This window comes from bacterium, assembly GCA_029210965.1.
Lineage (GTDB): Bacteria > BMS3Abin14 > BMS3Abin14 > BMS3Abin14 > BMS3Abin14 > JALHUC01.
Genome location: JARGFZ010000001.1, coordinates 96652 through 113512 on the forward strand (window position 1 = coordinate 96652; position 16861 = coordinate 113512).

The 16861-nt window shown below is 55.8% G+C and carries 12 protein-coding genes; all 12 read right to left on the reverse strand.

Translation table 11 applies throughout. The features are described from left to right. Nucleotides 1-39 precede the first annotated feature (39 nt). Nucleotides 40-438 carry a YbgC/FadM family acyl-CoA thioesterase gene (locus P1S59_00405; GenBank protein ID MDF1524725.1) on the reverse strand — a complete coding sequence of 133 codons (399 nt, stop codon included), beginning with the start codon at nucleotides 436-438 and terminating at the stop codon, nucleotides 40-42. 101 nt (nucleotides 439-539) lie between these two features. Beyond that, entirely contained in the window at nucleotides 540-6170 is a 5631-nt protein-coding gene (locus P1S59_00410; protein ID MDF1524726.1) for an OmpA family protein, read from the reverse strand. 6 nt (nucleotides 6171-6176) lie between these two features. Further along, complete coding sequence (locus P1S59_00415) at nucleotides 6177-7193, reverse strand: DUF11 domain-containing protein (protein MDF1524727.1); 1017 nt, start codon at nucleotides 7191-7193, stop codon at nucleotides 6177-6179. Between the two features lie 213 nt (nucleotides 7194-7406). After that, nucleotides 7407-7901, reverse strand: a complete 495-nt coding sequence (locus P1S59_00420; protein MDF1524728.1) for a hypothetical protein — start codon at nucleotides 7899-7901, stop codon at nucleotides 7407-7409. A gap of 11 nt (nucleotides 7902-7912) precedes the next feature. Further along, the gene (locus P1S59_00425) at nucleotides 7913-8932 is read right to left on the reverse strand and encodes a hypothetical protein (GenBank protein MDF1524729.1); all 1020 of its coding nucleotides are present in this window, start codon (nucleotides 8930-8932) and stop codon (nucleotides 7913-7915) included. An 82-nt stretch (nucleotides 8933-9014) separates the two neighbouring features. After that, nucleotides 9015-10649 (reverse strand): hypothetical protein, encoded by a 1635-nt coding sequence (locus P1S59_00430; protein MDF1524730.1) that lies wholly within the window; start codon nucleotides 10647-10649, stop codon nucleotides 9015-9017. 356 nt (nucleotides 10650-11005) lie between these two features. Continuing rightward, complete coding sequence (locus P1S59_00435) at nucleotides 11006-13195, reverse strand: GAF domain-containing protein (GenBank protein ID MDF1524731.1); 2190 nt, start codon at nucleotides 13193-13195, stop codon at nucleotides 11006-11008. 40 nt (nucleotides 13196-13235) lie between these two features. After that, on the reverse strand, nucleotides 13236-13505 hold the full coding sequence (locus P1S59_00440) for a MerR family transcriptional regulator (GenBank protein ID MDF1524732.1): 270 nt from the start codon (nucleotides 13503-13505) through the stop codon (nucleotides 13236-13238). 96 nt (nucleotides 13506-13601) lie between these two features. After that, nucleotides 13602-14219 carry an orotate phosphoribosyltransferase gene (pyrE, locus tag P1S59_00445; GenBank protein MDF1524733.1) on the reverse strand — a complete coding sequence of 206 codons (618 nt, stop codon included), beginning with the start codon at nucleotides 14217-14219 and terminating at the stop codon, nucleotides 13602-13604. Beyond that, nucleotides 14206-14592 carry a response regulator gene (locus tag P1S59_00450; GenBank protein ID MDF1524734.1) on the reverse strand — a complete coding sequence of 129 codons (387 nt, stop codon included), beginning with the start codon at nucleotides 14590-14592 and terminating at the stop codon, nucleotides 14206-14208. The genes pyrE and P1S59_00450 overlap by 14 nt, the downstream gene beginning before the upstream one ends. Before the next feature lie 55 nt (nucleotides 14593-14647). Then, on the reverse strand, nucleotides 14648-15352 hold the full coding sequence (pyrF, locus tag P1S59_00455; GenBank protein MDF1524735.1) for an orotidine-5'-phosphate decarboxylase: 705 nt from the start codon (nucleotides 15350-15352) through the stop codon (nucleotides 14648-14650). A gap of 346 nt (nucleotides 15353-15698) precedes the next feature. Further along, on the reverse strand, nucleotides 15699-16652 hold the full coding sequence (locus tag P1S59_00460; GenBank protein ID MDF1524736.1) for a dihydroorotate dehydrogenase: 954 nt from the start codon (nucleotides 16650-16652) through the stop codon (nucleotides 15699-15701). Nucleotides 16653-16861 lie beyond the last annotated feature (209 nt).

The following is a 16861-nucleotide window of genomic DNA, read 5'->3' on the forward strand; positions in this document are numbered from 1 at the left end:
GCTATTTGTAATCCTCAATACTCCATCCGGAATCCTGAATTATAAAAGTTCCTCCGGCATTCTCCTGGGCTTCAGGTTTGTCCCGATGCAGGCTACCTTGACTGTACCTTCAACCAGGATTGCCTCCTCCCCTTCCCGTTTAATCCTCTGGCCGAAGGTAACGCTGCTGCGCTTTCCCCCCTGGATCCAGGTTTCGATGACGAGGTCGTCATCGAGACCGGCCGGAGAGCGGTACTTTACGTTCACCTCAACAACGATGAAAAGAATACCAGCATCCTGGTACTGCCTGATGGACCGCCCCAGTTCCCTCAGGTACTGGTTCCGGCCCCGTTCCATATAACGGAGATAGTTGGCGTAATAGACGACGCCCCCCGCGTCAGTATCCTCGTAGCATGTACGGTATTTGACAATTGAAACATGCTCGCGGCTATCCTTCAAAAGACCCCTCCGAAAACGATGAACTCAAGCATAAATGAGCGTGAACAATATGGCACAAGGAAGAGGAAGATTCCAGATTTGAAAAGTATCAACTTAAGATGCTATTTGAGAATACTTTTCAAATCCTCCTGGTCAAACTTCAACCGGAACTTGATGTAGGGTCCCTGGGCGGTAAAGTCACCCTGGGAAAAGTCGGAATCGGTAAAGCCGTGGAGGTTGTACCCGAAGCTCAGCCACATATTTTCCATAAGCCCGTAACCAAGGGATGCGCCCACCCCATAATCGGTCGTCCCGGCGTCGATAGCAGTGAGGATACTGGTCCAGGCGCCAACGTCCCACCGCGGTGTCAGGTCGTAACGTCCCTCGGCACCGAGAAGCTGGGTCAGACCGTCATAGACCTGTCCCTCGACGGTGTCCTTGACATACTTGGCGCCGTACTGGAAAGAAACCTGGAGATCATCGGAGGCCTTGAGGTTGGCGTTGAAGTTGTTGACCAGCTTCCAGGCGTTGAGATCGGCAGTTCCGCCCTTTTCCTCGTCGATAACGTAATCAAGGCGGTCGAGCAGCGTCCACTTCCTCTCGAAGGGCCTGTATACGAAGCCCAGTCTCACATCGGTCTCTTTCGTGTTGATCCCGGTGTCAGCCTCGGTCCGGAAATGCTTGAGATCGGTGGAGATACCGATACCGTCTGCAGGCTCACCGAAGAGGCCCGAGATCACGCCCCACTTATCGCTGGTTTCGGCGTTACGCGCCTCCAGCCTGACATCAAAATCCCACCTCACCCATCTGTAGCCAGCACCAACCGATACAGCCGCATAGTCCTCCGCGGGTGATACCGGCGCCGCATCCACATTAAGAGGTTCACTGAGGTTCTCATCCAGGACCTTAGCCCCTTCAAAACCGGCGCTCAGTGCCAGGCGTTCACTGGCCTGCCAGGTCTGTTTCAGCCCGGTGGTGGCGTACACCCTGTCACCATTTTCGTTGTAAGCTCTATCCACAGTGGAGGAGACAGCCCCTCCTCTCCAGGGTGTCGCCTGGAATCCGACCCTGGACGAATTCACGGAAGTCCCGTCTCCATCTGTGAACTCCTGTTCCGCGTAAAGGGAAGCGTTGCCGCTCAGGCGGTAATCGGCACCCAGGAGGGTTCGGGTCGGGTAAGCCGTGTTCCCGTTGTCGGCCAGGGACTGATCGTGATCGGCCCTCAACTCCCATCGCCGGTCTTCTGAGTGCCAGTCCACACCCGCGGTAAGCTGTTGTGAAATTTCCTCGGTGCCGTCGCTTTCCTCATCTGTTGCCTGCCTTACCGCTGCCCTGTATCGACTTTGGCCCACTTCATACAAAGCGCCCGCCTCCTCCACATGGCGCTGGTGACCGGTCTCCAGGTTTTCCTGCATAAACACATCCGCAAGGAGCGAAAGGTTATTATTAAGTCTGTACCTGGCATCTGCCCCCGACTTCCGCATGCCTGCCTCCGAAGCCATTTGCTGGCCGAGGCCGAAATCCGGGTCCTGTTCCCTCACATAAAGCATTCCCTTTAGCTTGGCTGAATCGTATGCAAGTTCCACGACATACGCCGAACCATCTGAACCTGTCCCCAGCACTTCCTTGTTTGTTTCAGCAGTCTCGGCCCTGAGCTCAATACTGGCGTTAAGCTTCGCAGAGACATCCACACCTACAAGCTCCCCATCCCCCTCACCCTTGTCTTCGTTAACATAGGACACCCCCACAGTGACCAGTGAACCCGGCACTGCAATCTGGGCACGGGCTCCATAGGTGATCCCCGTGGCATCGGGGTCAGACGTCTCATAATCCACCACGATGTACACCGGGTTGAACCCTGAATCCCGCTCGCTTACAGGTGATTTGAAAAAGAGAGTTCCTTCGTCGTAATCGATGTTGTAGTCGATGTGTCTGGCAAGTTCCTGAACAGAGAGGATCACGTGGCTCTGGAAGCGGTCCCTCACCTCGATCCTCACCGACTCGGAGTTCACAACCACATCGCTGTTGGATAGCTTGTACCGTCCTGAAGTACCGTCACCTGGAATCTCATCCTTCATGAAAGCCTGCCTGGTCTCGCTGGCGAAAAGGTTATAGGAGAAAGTCTCTCCGCGAAGTTCAGACCTCATTCCCGTCATCCGGCGATCGTATCGGGAAAGCTCGGTAACGGTTAACCCGGTGTCCGTGTCTCCGAAAAGGGCGTAGAACTGTTTTCGCTCGAGTTTCAGGTACAGTTTTCCGGAGGTAGGGGCCTCGTAACCCTGCTCGGTGGAATCACCGTAAAGGGTGTAGTACGTGTCAGGATCGATTGTTCCGTGCAGACCCTCCCCGGCAGCGCCGTGGGGTCCGGCCGTATCGTACTTCATGGTCAGGAGATACTCACCCTTGACCTTCCCTTTGGCAAAGAACGCGGTACGGCCGTCGGTGTAGAGGTCCTCTTCATCGCCTGCGTCTTCGAGAGATTCCATGTTGCCGCTGAGGGTGTTGTAACCCACGGTCCCTTCCGCAAGTCCCACGAGGATCCACTCCTGCCGATCCGAGTTGAGCCAGACCGGGAGACTTTCTTTCTCGCCCTCCAGCCACAGATTGACCACAGCCTCACCTGAAAGTGACGTGGGTTCCAGTTCAAGATAGGCCATTCCATCCTCTCCCACAAAGTAGGTACTGAAAGACCCTCTGCGCCCGGAAAGGTCCTCATTTCTGTCTGCTTCGGCCTGCTGGAGGGTCCTGTGGGGAGGATCCACGTAGTATTGGCCCATGACTCCCCGTCTAGCCGGGTAACCTGCCATGTCTGTGAGACGAATAGCTATTCTGGGTGAGTTAAGGCCATCGGCCGTCAGACGGGAAAGGTCGGGTCTGTATTTCATGGTCACCGGTGAGCCCGAATAGTGGACTGTCTGCTCTATCCTCGCCACCTCCTTGCCGCTGGCGTCCAAGGCCACCGCGGTCAACCGGTTGTCGCCTTCAACAATGTCGACACCACGCCAGATGCTCAGGGCGGCGATCTGAAGATCATTCTTTACCGTGGAATCAAAGTGGAGGGGGTTTATCTCTTTCCCGTCCAGTTCTATCCTGACCCGCTGGTCGGGAGGGTGAACCACGGCTATCTTGAGGCTGGGAATATGAGGCAGGAACCCGGTTCCCGGTTTCACCCACCGTAGTGTCCCGTTATCCGATGCGAACCAATCCAGATATTTTAACGGGTCAACATCCGGTGCCCTCTCCTCGTGTACCACCCTCTCAACAGCAGCGTTTCGCCTTGGACCGGGATGAACCCCCTTGATGATGATCTCGGTAGTGTTCTGATCGTTTATGGTCACAAGCTCTGAACGCTTCTCGATGGTGGTGATGATAACGGTGACCTCCACCCGCCTGTTGAGGGTCCTCCCCCTGACAGTGTCGTTGGAGGCCAACGGCTCATCTGGTCCTTTCCCATCGATAATGAACAAGCCGGACGGCAGATCCCAGATGCTTCTAAGGTACCGGGCCATACTCCTTGCCCGGGCCCTGGACAGGGCATGGTTGTCGGCGTAAAGACGCTGCCCCCTCGCGCTGATAGGAACGTTATCCGTGTGACCGGTGACATGCACCCGTCCGATCTCAGCCGGATCAAACAGTGCCGAGATGATATCCAGAGCCTTCCTGTCATCCTCTGAAAGGCTGGCCTCGAAGGTCCCGAAATGGGGCCGGAAGACGAACTTTCTGGTCCTCGTCTCTTCCCGTTCCGCGACCTTCAGGAGCACATTCTCCACCGGCGGGGTGGTCATATCCTTCTGGATCGGAGTGTCGAATATGACACTTGCGCTGCTGACAACCTCGTTCATCTCGCCCTGCACCAGTTTGACCGTGTTACTCCCATCCCCGGAGTCCAGGTGCTCGATATCTTCTTCCCGGGACCATTGCCACCCCTCTTTGAACTTTGTTTCGAAGGTGATCCCCTTCTCCCAGGCGCCGGAGACGTCCCCCACGTTCCACACAAGTGTGCTTCCCTGAACCTCGGGATCGCCGATGGCAACCCCCTCCAACATAGCCGTTCCACGCACATATTCCATACCCTCAGAAAGGTTGACCCTGAAACGTATATTTTGAAGAGGTACCTGCTCCCCCGTCATATTGGCACTGAAAGTAACTCGATCCTGCAGGGCCATCGTCTTGAGTACAAGGACAGCTCTCCCCTCCATCGGAGTTTTCGGAGTCAGGTTAAAATCAACTCTCCAGAGGGACCCGCCGGCAAGGTCCACGAACCTGGACCAGGGAGTTCGGGCCTGCCGAGTATCCTCGTCACACGCAACGACATCGTACATTTCCGGGACCGTTTCCAAGTCCAACTGGACCACATGGGTACCGGAGTGCACGCCCTCGAAATGGTACCTGCCCATCTGATCTGTTACAACATAGGTCCCGTCCTCCAGGAAGAGCCTGATACCGGCCACACCGCCAGTGTCCCCCTCCCCGCAAACCCCGGACAGGACCCGCCCCATGATCACGTTGCGGCTTCGGAAGAGTTCTTCGGTGACGCGCACCGTGGCCAGTGCGGTGTTTGAAAGCAAGGCACCCGAGGAAGCGATATTGGGGGCTACAGCCCGGCCGGGCAACGCTCCGGCACCAACTCTGGAAACGAAGGTGATGGTAACCGTTCCTCCAGGCGGGAGGTCTCCCACGGAAAAGGCCATGGAACGACCGTCCGGCGCAATCATTGGGTCTGGTGAGGAAAGCCCGCCTATTGATGTGGATCCGGCCTCGTATCTGAACCCCAGGGGAAGGTCTGTGGTAACCACTGTAGCCGGGATCGTTGCCCCGGATGTGTTTTCCACCGTAATGGTGTAAGTCAGGTAATCCCCCACCGAAACCGTGTTTTTCCCCGCCGAGGCCGTGGTCCACAGGATCCCGGTCGCGTCAAACACAAAGGATGCCGAGGATGTGTCGGAACTGTCCGTGGGATCGGTGTATTCTGCCGAGAACTGGGCCCCCGGGAACCCGTAAAGGATTCCGTCGTTGGCGCTTTCTACGGGGGCTCCCGACCGGATGTAACCGGTAAAAACCCCCGTGTCCAGGCCGGTCTCAGTGAGGAGAAGGGTTTCAATAGTGATCGTTGCCGTATCCTCAACCGTAACGGACAGGGTGTCGGCAACGGCCGGGTCCAAGTTCCCATCTGCGTCGGCCAGCCTTGCAAACACGGGATCGTCCGGGCTGAAATTCCCCGCCGGTTCCAGGGGCACCGGGACGCTGAGGTCGATGCTCGTTGCCGTGGCCGGATCCGATGGCGCCGGGGCTGGCGTGAAAACGGCCCCGTTGAAGTAGCTCGTTATGCCCACGGTGAGGAAGATCGAGGGCGAGGACGGAGCGTAACGGAAAAGTTCCAGGGTGGATGAAGTCCCGGGCAGCACCGTCACTGTGCTCACGGAGTTTGAGAAAACCGTCTGGGGTACGCCGCTGATAAGGAAATCGGCCTGGGCCGTATTGGTAATGATGGTCCCCGGGGGAGCCGCGAAAACCGTACCACAGGAAACGAGCAGAAGGAAAACCAGCAGTAAAGAAACCTGCATGGGCCTGGGACCCGACTGAAAAAGCCTGGAACCAGGCGCGTGCAGGGCCCGCCCGGCGGTTCTGTCTCCGCCGGACGGACCGGTAATACTCCTTATGGACCGGCCCGCCCTCAACGCGCACCAACCCCTTTTCCCGGAATTAAACATTCGGGAACAGAGCCTGGCTATGTCGGAGGTGAACAGGGCCATGGCGTCCTAGTCGATGGTGACGTCAAACTCCACAGTCATGGACGAACCGCCTGTCAACGTCGCCCCTGTGACCGTAATGGGGCCGGCGTCACTCTGGCCGGTCGGTGCGCCACCTGTCACAGAGAGAGTTCCGGCCACATAGGTGGTGTTTGCCGGGAAAGCATCCGAAAGATCAATGTTGTTAGCGTCTCCCGTCCCTGTGTTGGTCACGGTGATGGTGTAGTGGATGGTAGCCCCGGGGATCGCCTTGGCGTTGGGCGGTCCATTGCCCAGCCCGTCATCGGTCACTTGAGCAGTCTTGGTGGCTGTGAGAGTGGCGTTGACCACCTGGAACGCGGCGTAGGCTTCGTAGTTCGCATCACCCGCGGCGTCGCTGTAGCCGGCGCCGTCGTTGTAGACGTTCTGGACCTGGGTGGAAATCTCGGCGTTGCCGCTGTCGTTAGCCAGAGCGGCGCCCAACCCCGCGACTCCTCCTTCTCTGGTCACAGAGGCGATCACATAGGTGTAGGCATCGGCGGTGGTGGCTGCAGTCGGTACATCGACCACCATAAGCACGTTGCGGACCTCGTCTTCAGCCATATCATCAAGGTAAAAACCGCCAGATCCAGCCGGCAGAGCGGTATCACCGCCATCGAGGACCCCATCACCGTTCACATCGAGATACAGAATCTCTGTACTGGGAGCGGGTGCCGAGGCCGGGAAAGACAGGAGCAGGTCCACAGTACCGTTGGTGACATTCTGCACCGAGAAGGCGATGGCGTTGCCCGTGGAACCCGGGAAGACCCCCACTGTTGCCGCGGTGCTTGGAGCAATTGTCCAGTCGAGGACCCTGTCCACCAGAAAATCCACCGATGCGTTGGTGGTGATGGTGGACAGGCCGGCCCCGTACTGGATCGTGACGCTGTTGGTGATGGTGGTGCCGTAGTTGGTATCGGCACCCGCGGCCAGCGCCAACTGAGGCACGGCCAGAGCCAGAACGGCCACCATCAGGACAGCGAGCCCAAATGATGTTTTTGTTTTCATTTCTTTCTCCTTTCGATAATACAAATACACCGTCAGTTTATTTTCATTTCAGGGTTTGCCGCGTGCGGCCCGGAGTATGCCTGTCGCGGTCTTTTTATTTCTCCTTCGATTCAGAAATGACCACCTCTTTTTCAACAGTTTTATTTTTCGCCATAAAGTGGGAGCCAAAAAAGGTACTCCCGACCTGTTTCGCTCTTCGAGGTACTAAAGGCTCTACTTCACCCTGGCCCTGAAGGTCACCGTGCCGCCCCCTCGGGCGGGTACGGGCTCAACCAGCTGCCAGCGGATATGCGTGTAATCGTACGGTATGGCCTTGCGCTTTTGGCCATCATCACCGGTCACTGTGAGGAATTCCGGCAGTCCATAGGTGCCTCCCCCGTCCACAGAATAGGTAGTATTAGCCCCTTCTCTTTCAGCACTTCCCCCCTGGTAGACCATGTGCTCGGGGATGGGGTTCGTAAGGATGATGTCTGTGGCCTCCTCATCACCTTCGTTGATATAATTTATTTTTAAAGTGAGGACCTCACCCGGCATGGCGCTCGTTGCCGGAACGAGCTGCGTGATCTTTGTGCCGGATCCGTCCACAGTCACAACTTCCCTGAGGACCTCCGACGTCAATTTGACCATGGCCCCATCCTGGCCCATGGCTGCCGCTACAGTGACCGTGGAAAGAAAAAGGAGAGTCAGGGCTGTAAAAGTGTGTTTCATGACATCACTCCTCAATCGATGGTGACCTGGAACGTTATGGTCCGCGTACCCGCTGTCAGATCACCAAGTCTCACCCTTATTGCCCCACCCGTGAACTCTCCGCGGTCGGCCGGGTGATCCGCACCCGTGTCGGTCATCCCTGCCGGGGGTGCAGGACCCGGGCCGTCCGGGTCGAAGGTCAGAGAACCGGTCACGTAGGTCGTATTTGCCGGAACGGGATCGGTAACGGTCACGGCAGCCGCAGTACCTGACCCGGCGACGATGACGTCCAGTTGATAGGTGATCCGCGCCCCGGTAATGGGTATGGTAACAGGCAACCCCCCCACTGTTCCGGCAATGGCAGCCACCGACTTGACCACCGAGAGGGTGGTGGTCACGATGACGTATGCCCCCCTTGCCGCAGCATGACCGCCGCTGGCACCAAGAACGAGATCGGTGCCGCCAGGGCCTGAGCCAATGTAGATAGTACCGGGAGCCGTACTTGCCGGAGCGTTCTGGTGAACAGCTTCCAGGGTCACCCGCCCGATGTCTCCCGGGCTCAAAACCGTATCCAGGATATCGCTTATCACCCACACGTAGATGGTGGTTTCACCCGGGACCGGAATGGGACCCGAGTAGAGAGTGTCAGTCCCGGTGCCCTCAAAGGAGCCCAGGGTGCCGGCGTCGATGGCGACCACCGGGTTGTCCGGATCGAAGTCGTTCCCTGCAACAACCCCGTTAACCGTCAAAGCGAAATTCTCAGTGCTGTTGCCCGAGTTTGTCACCGCAAAATAGAGAAGTTCCCCAAAGGTGGGGAAGGGAGGTGCCACAGGGGTCGTGCCGGCCATGGCAGGAGCTACCGAGACATCCACGATCTCCGCCACGGGCGTCAGGGTCGTGGAGCTGTAGATATTGATGTTCAACCCGCTCATGGTGTAATTCACCGCGGCCCGGTTCTGAATGACGGTTCCTGCGGGAGTCAGGGCCCAGGCTGGATGGGCACTGAAACCTGCCGCCGCGGCAAGCACCAGGACAATCAACGCCCTGGACACAATCCCCAACCTCAGGCTACCGGGGTTTTTCCAGTGAAGGTGCCTTGGCGCGGCCCCTGTTCGCAAAGGGCATGGCATCACGTCACCTCACCCTTATCCGCGGCGAGAGCGTAAAGCTCGACGAGGGGTTGAATGCCCCCTTGGGGTTGATCCTGAAGCCCGTGACAGCGCTGTCGTACCCATCCGGGACACCTGAGGGGTTATAGGTGTAGGCGGGTGACGGGCCGCTATCGCTGGTAAAGGAGATGTCGTCCCCTGGACTACTGAGAATGCCAAAGCTGTAGGTGAGGCCGCTCCCCGCCCCGGACCAGATCACGGGTGAGGCAGACCCGTTCCCCACGTACATCTCGGTTCCTGACGGGACCGTGTCGGTGATCACCACCGAATCGGTTATCGTCCACCCGTTTCCCACGTTGGAAACCTGGATGGAGTAGGTCACCGAGGCCCCCGGGATCGCCTTGGAGTTAGAGCTGTTAAAGGCCCTAACGTCGGCAACGCCGGATATGGACTTGATGGTCAAAAGGTCGGGCACCAGAACCTCTACGGTGTCCACAACCAGATCGGATATTGTAAAGGATTGGGTGAGACTGAACTGGGAGGTGGCCGTGGTAGTTACTGTGGCCACTCCAAACGCTACAGGCCCGATGCCGTAGACAATAATGACATCCACAGACCCGCCCCTTGCCACCGCCACGGTTCCGGCGATGACTGAATCCCCCGTGTCGAAGATGGCGTCCCCGTCGTCCAGGTAGAGGGTTACCGTAGGGGAATGGGGTCCCGCAATGGTGTAGGCAAAAGCGAAGGCATCGTCCCCGTTGCCCAGGTTCACCAGGTGGTGTACACCGAATACGGTACTGGACTGGGCCCCCTGGAGGGAGTAGGCACCCGAAAAGTCAAGATTCGCATACTGGGTGGTACCCCCGCCGCCGCCGCAGCCCCCCAGGTTGTCGTCTATCTGAGCCCCCAGACCGCTGGCGTTCTTGTTGGCGTTGGTGCTCGATACGTGGATGATGTGGCCAGTTGGTCCGCTCAGCCCCAACCTTGCCCACTCGAACCTGTATTCCATAGCCAGGCCGTTGGCTGACCCGTAGGTACCGGATGAGGTACTTATTGCGCTGGAGATGTTCTTGAGATTCCCAGGCAGGGCGTAACCATCACCCCATCCTGCAGAATCGACGGTAGAGTCCCCGTTGGTAGCATCCACAGGGTTGTAATCGGCAATATAGATGTTCAGATTCCGGTTGTTTCCCTGCCACTCGGTCACGATGACAGGCTCCCCGTCCTCCTGATAACCATCATTATCCACATCAGCATAAAAGAGGAAGGTCTGGGTGTTGCTGACGCTGCCTGTCCGCTCGGTGTAGAAATAGAGGTAGTTGTTGTCAAAGGTGTAAGCAAACTGGATGATGTCCCTACCCGTCGACTGGACCGGAGCATCAAGGTCGGTCAGACCACCCGAAGGACCATCGCAGACGTTGTTGTCTTCGTCGTTGAGGATGGTTCCAGCCTGGGAGGTCGTCCCCCAGTCCGCCACGCTGCCGTCCATCGTCAGCGGAGCTGCGGTGGAGTACGTGAGGGGTATCCCGTCGCCGCCGCCGCAGACGCACACCGCCCACGATACCGACGGCAGCAGGAGGAGAGAGCTGAAAAGGGCCGCCAGGATCAAGCAGCTATTTACACGAAACCTGGATGATCTGGCCCAAGAACTGTTCCTCACCGTTTCCTCCCGCATTGGATGGATCTGTCTATGAATCCACCTAACAAACCAACCCCGCCCGATGGCCCCTTTTCACAGAGAACAGAGCATCGATGAAAGCACCTTTAAACGGTTGGAATAACAGCAAATACCGTTCCAACATCCTTCTGACCAACCCATATCGCAACTATTCGAAATCAATATGTTTTTTACATATCAGATACACTGCTGGTTAAACTCTTGTTACAAATCTGAAATTATTTCACACTATGTGCAAATATTTACATAAATAACATTTACAACATAACTGACACTGTATGGATACACCCACCCCTTTCACTGTCGCTGATAATATTTGCATACCGACAGGATCCAGATCAGTGGTGCATTTCGCCTTCGAGTTCCTCAGCCTCTATGATCTTCAGGAGGCTGCCAACGACCGCCGAATCGAACTGTGATCCAGCAGATCTTTTCAATTCCGCCGTGGCTTCATCTACACTCAAAGCCGAACGGTAGGGTCGCGAGTGGATCATTGCGTCAAAGGCGTCAGCAACTGAGATGATGCGTGTCTCCAGGGATATTTCGTGGGCTCGAAGCCCGAAGGGATAGCCTGTACCGTCGCAGCGTTCATGGTGGGTCTGGATACACACCTTCACCGGCTCCAGATAATCTATAGGGTCAAGGATCCTCTGGCCAATGAGTGGATGTTCCTTTATGCGTGCCCACTCGTCATCATCCAGTTTGTCCGGCTTGTCAGTGATAGTGCTGGAAATAACGATCTTGCCTATGTCGTGCAGGACTCCGGCATAACGGATGGTGTCCTTTTGATTCTCGGAGAGACCAAGATAATCGGCCATCTTGAGACTGTAGTTCGTGACGTTATCGGAGTGGTCCTTGGTCCAGGTATCCTTGGCCTCCACCGCGTTCACAAGAGCCTTTATTGTCTTGAAATAACTCTCCCGGATCGCTGTATAAAGCCGCGCGTTCTCAATGGCAATGGCGGCGTGATTGCCAAGGATGGTCAAAAGGAACAGATCCCTTTCATCAAAGGAACCTCCTCCTTTCCGGTTGGTGGCGTTAAGGACACCGGATACTATCCCCTTGATCTTGAGGGGCACACACAAAAGGGAATCGGTGTGGTAAATCGTCTTCTTGTCTGGAGCATCTTTTTTAATGCTACCCACATCCTTGACCAGGATCGGTTTGCCCTCCTCCAGCACCCAACCCGATATCCCCTCCCCCGGCCTTACCTTTGTAGCGTTTATGATCTCGCTACTCAGGCCCCCGGCATGTTTGATGATAAGACAGCCATCGCTGTCCTTGAGCATAATCGACACTGTTTCCGCCTGCAGAAGAGATGACGTCTCAACGATGATCCTTCTGATGAGCTTCTCGTCCTCAAGCTCTGAACCGATGACCTGGCTCACCTCATGGATAACGCTGAACTGCTTCACCATATCCTCGAGGGAACTGTTTTTGTCCGCGATCTCCTTGGCCATTTCACGGATCTTCCGGTTCGACTCCTCCTTTTCCTGAAGCCGCATTTTGAGCTGCAGGTTCTTCTCCTTCAAACTATCTGTGGCCACCTGAACCTGGGCTGACAGTTTCTCCTGAAAACTGTCCTCCCGCTCGAAAGACCTCATTCCAGCGAGGGCAAGAGCTGTCTGACGTCCAACCGAAGCGATAACATCTTTGTCCCTTTCGCTGAAGCTGGCGCCATCCAGGCGGTTGGCAGCCACGAGAGCTCCCAGTTTTCGATTTCCTACTGCAAGAGGGGCCATGATCATACAATTAAGCTGCCCTCCATCGTACCCCTGTTCGTATCCGGGAAGGAGCTTGGACACTGCCTCACTGCTGTCAAGCCTGGCTGGCTTTCCACTTTCCAGGCATTCCTGGGCTGCCGCTCTGAGGATAGCATCCCTGCTGCGACTGCCGGGCTGCCACAGCTCCATCTGAGGCCGCCCTTCTGTAAAACCAAGGTCCCTGGCATCCACCAGGCTACTGCTTTCATCATCGTAAATGTAAAGGCTGCACATCTCGCAATCCAGAGCTCTGCGCACGACCTTCAGGGTAAGGTTCAGGATCCTGCGCATATCGAAAACAGTGGACATGGCTTCGCCCAGGCGCTCCAGTATCCCTACAGCACTGTTTCGCTGGTCAAGAGCGGTCCGCAGGCGATCGTTCTCCTTTTCAAGGCGGTGCATTTCAGCCGCTTTCCCGATATTGTGAGTGATCACGTCAGGATCGTCCTCGAGAAAGAACATGGAGTGCGCGCCGTGCTTTATAAAGTTGGAAAGAAGTGAGATGTTTTCCTTTGGACCGAAAACAATGACGGGAGGAGGCAGAGCCATCTGCCTGACTGCATCGAAAGATTTTTTGTTGTCGAGAGACGGTATGGAAAGATCGAGAAGAACGACGTCCGGTTCAGCACCCTTGAGTATAATTTCCAGCTCATTGACGCAGTCGGCCATATCCAGTTCAAAGATACGTTCCGGCAAGATCTTGCGAAGTGCCTCATCCTGAGCACCTGGACTCCGGCGGACTAACAACCTGAGTGTCGGTTTCAATTGACTCACACTGGCTCCATGGACTGGTAAAAGAGCAGGATCAATTCTCGAACTTGAGTTCGAGGAACTGTCCCCGCTCTTTTTCCTCTTCAAGGATACGTTCTCTGATCTCCGCAATGGTGAGTCTCTCGGACTTAAGCTCCGAGATCCTGGCGAACCTTGACCGGATCAAATCGGAGTCGTAAAGACCGTAGCCCCCCCGGGTCCGCCCCTCCAGTGGGAACAGTTCCTGGGTGGTGTAGAAGTTCACCTTGGACGGGGAGATTCCCAGCATGCGACAGATATCCTTACGCTTGACCAGCTTCAACATGACCGCACCTCACCCAAAAGTGTTAAGTGTTACTCTCCGCTTACACTTAAAAATAGGCAATTTCTCGTTGTAAGTCAAGGGTTTTTAGAAATTTATTTAAAGTGCCTTGGGAACAGACAGGTGCCTACTGCCCGGTTTTTCAAGAGGTTTGCCTTCACGGCACATAGGACAGTCGGAAGGATCATAGGCTGGTGCGTGGACAGGAATGAGAGAAAGGTGGGGGAAATTGGTGGGATTTACCGGTTTATCAGTATAGCGATGGACGAGAGAGGCGGTGCCCACAACTGCTCCACCGCACTGTAAGGCAAGTTCCACGGTTTCCCTGATGGAACCGCCGGTGGTAACCACATCCTCTACAGCGAGAAGGCGTTCCCCCTCCCCTATTTTGAAGCCCCTGCGGAGTTCCATCCGGCCATCGACCCTTTCACTGAATATGGCTCTCGCTCCCAGGCCGGCGGCTACCTCCTGCCCGATGACGATGCCGCCGATGGCTGGTGAAATAACGGTATCGATATTCCCCTGCCCCGCTCCGACAAAGGTCTCCCGGGCAAGGTCAGCAAGCTCGATACCGATTCGGCGTGCTATATCCGGATACTGAAGAACAAGGGCGCACTGCAGGTAGATGGAACTGTGTCGACCGGAGGTCAGGCCGAAGTGCCCCTTTAAAAGTCCTCCGCAGTCGCCGAAAACATTGATCAGGTCACTGCTTGCCATCGCGGTTCTCTATAAGCTCCTTGATCTTGCTCTGCAGAACTTCGTTCTCATAGGGTTTGGTGAAGTAGGCGTCGGCCCCCATTGCCATACCTTTTTTGGCATCCTCATCGGAGTAGTATACGGCCGAGATCATAACGACGATGATATCCTGCAGGGTCGGTTCCTCCTTGATCTGCCGGCAGAGCTCGAAACCGTTCATGCCGGGTATATTGACATCGAGAAGGACGACATCGGGGATCTCCTCGTGGAGCTTCTTCAGGGCATCCATCCCCTCCTGGGCAGTAATGATCTCATAACCCTCCATTTCAAAGATCTGTTTCTGCATAGTGAGGATCACGATGTTGTCTTCCACTATGAGTATTCTCTTGGGCATCGGTACAACCTCCTATGAATAATCTTGCTATTATACTTTGAATCGCAGGGATCAATCAATCCCTTTCCCTGTGCGCATCCCCCAGTTTCATCTCTTCCAGAATCAGCCTTACAGCCTCCTTCCGATCCGAGGCCATCACTATGGGCCTGCCAATAACAAGATAGTCAGCCCCATCAGCCACCGCACTTTCCGGCGTGGCCACCCTGGCCTGGTCATCGATGGACGCACCGGCCGGTCTTATACCTGGGGTTACCAGGACGCATCCGTCGTCCAGAACACTGCGCAGTGACCTGACCTCCAGGGCAGAGCACACGATACCGTCGGCACCTGCCAATCTTGCCATGGCGGCCAGGTTAACGACCTGATCCCTGACTTCGCCATCCCACCCTATCTGGCTAATAACCTGTTTGTCGAGGCTGGTGAGAATGGTAACTGCGAGAATTTTTACGTCTCCCGCAGCCTCCTTGGCTGCCCGGATCATTTCTGCCCCACCGGAAGCGTGAACCGTGAGCCAGGACACACCCATCTCCGCTGCCCCTTTTACTGCCTTGGCAACGGTGTTGGGAATATCGTGGTACTTCAGATCCAGGAAAACGCAGCCGCCGGATCCAGTTATGCGGTGGACAAGTTCCGGGCCGTACCGGGTGAAAAGCTGTGATCCTACTTTCAGAGCAGCCACAAGAGGGCCGATCTCAGCGGCAAGCTGGACAGCCTCTTCACCCTCGTCCATGTCAAGTGCCACCATGAGACCGCTGCTCAAAAACTCTCTCCCTGTAGGTATATGCTTTTGATTAACAGCATTACAACCTAAAATCAACACTCCACTAGCCCGGACTATTCACGAGGTTCTTTTCCGTTCTGGCGGCGTTGCTCTGTCGTTCCCTTGTGCGACATACTCCAGTATGCCTCCGCGCTCACTGAACAGTCGCCTTGCCGGAACGAAAAACTCCTCTCGTGACTATGTCCGGACAACCCCGCATAATTCATGATGTTTATCGTGCCATTCCCATTTATCCATATTTGCCACACAGTTAGCTCATATCTCATCACCATCATGAATAATGCGGGCTAGGAGCCTTTCAGAGTTTTTAAAAAGATTCACGGAATCAATTACGGCAAAGGCAAAGGGATCCAACAAGTTCCCTGGCCGATATCTGCTCTTTCTGGAGATATTCACTTAAGGATTCGAGGACTCGCAGGGGAGCCAGAGGGTCGGTAAAGGTAGCGGTGCCTACCTGCACTGCCGAAGCCCCTGCTATAAGAAACTGCAGAGCGTGTTCACCCTCCATGATCCCGCCCAGACCCACCACCGGGATCTTGACGGACCTGAATACCTCGTGAACCATCCTCAGCGCAACGGGCCGGATAGCTGGTCCTGAAAGCCCTCCCATCACACCGCCCAGAACAGGGCGCCTTGTTCTGACATCAATCTCCATACCGGTGATGGTATTGATGAGGGACACTGAGTCGGCCCCGGCCTCCTCCACCGCCCGGGCAATGCCGGCAATGTCGCCGCAGTTTGGGGATAGCTTCACCATAAGGTGCTTGTCGGTCACATCCCTGAGTACCTTTACCAGGCCGGCAGCCAACGGCTTCTTCATCCCGAACTGAACACCGCCCTCCTTGACGTTGGGACAGGAAATGTTGACTTCCAGGGCCAACACCCCATCCACCTTGTCGAGGCGCTCACAAACCCTGGCGTATTCCTCCACACTGCTGCCAAGAACGTTCACGACCACCCTGGCTCCGGTGGCTCTTAGAAAGGGCATCTTTTCTGAAATGAAGATCTCCATTCCAACATTCTGAAGCCCGATAGAATTGAGCATTCCCGAGGGAGTCTCCACCACCCTGGGGGGCGGATTACCCTGTCTGGGCTCGGCGGATATCCCCTTGACCACGACAGCTCCAAGGCGTGAGATGTCGAAGTACCCTGAGGCCTCCTCACCGTAGCCGAAGGTGCCCGAAGCGGTCATGACAGGGTTAGGCAAGTGCAGACCACGGCCGAGATCGACGCTGAGGTCCACCGGGTTTGAAGTTTGATGTTTGCTGTTTGATATCATAATCTTAGCTCCCAGCGATAAGCCATAATCGTAAGCGGTTCTGTTTGACTTTCTTCAAGCCTGTTTTCCATATTCTGAACTATCTGTCCTAACTTCAAACCCCAAACACCAAACTTCAAATTTTCCTTTCCCCGACACGCCGACACCCCGTTTCACCGATACAGGCATGCCTTTTTCCCGCTTCTCCGTTTCGCCGAGACCCCGTTTCG

Coding starts and splice junctions, on each gene's coding strand:
- P1S59_00410 (MDF1524726.1), bottom strand. CDS start 6,170: ATGGCCCTGTTCACCTCCGACATAGCCAGGCTCTGTTCCCGAATGTTT.
- P1S59_00415 (MDF1524727.1), bottom strand. CDS start 7,193: ATGAAAACAAAAACATCATTTGGGCTCGCTGTCCTGATGGTGGCCGTT.
- P1S59_00420 (MDF1524728.1), bottom strand. CDS start 7,901: ATGAAACACACTTTTACAGCCCTGACTCTCCTTTTTCTTTCCACGGTC.
- P1S59_00440 (MDF1524732.1), bottom strand. CDS start 13,505: ATGTTGAAGCTGGTCAAGCGTAAGGATATCTGTCGCATGCTGGGAATC.
- pyrE (MDF1524733.1), bottom strand. CDS start 14,219: ATGGCAAGCAGTGACCTGATCAATGTTTTCGGCGACTGCGGAGGACTT.
- P1S59_00450 (MDF1524734.1), bottom strand. CDS start 14,592: ATGCCCAAGAGAATACTCATAGTGGAAGACAACATCGTGATCCTCACT.
- P1S59_00460 (MDF1524736.1), bottom strand. CDS start 16,652: ATGATATCAAACAGCAAACATCAAACTTCAAACCCGGTGGACCTCAGC.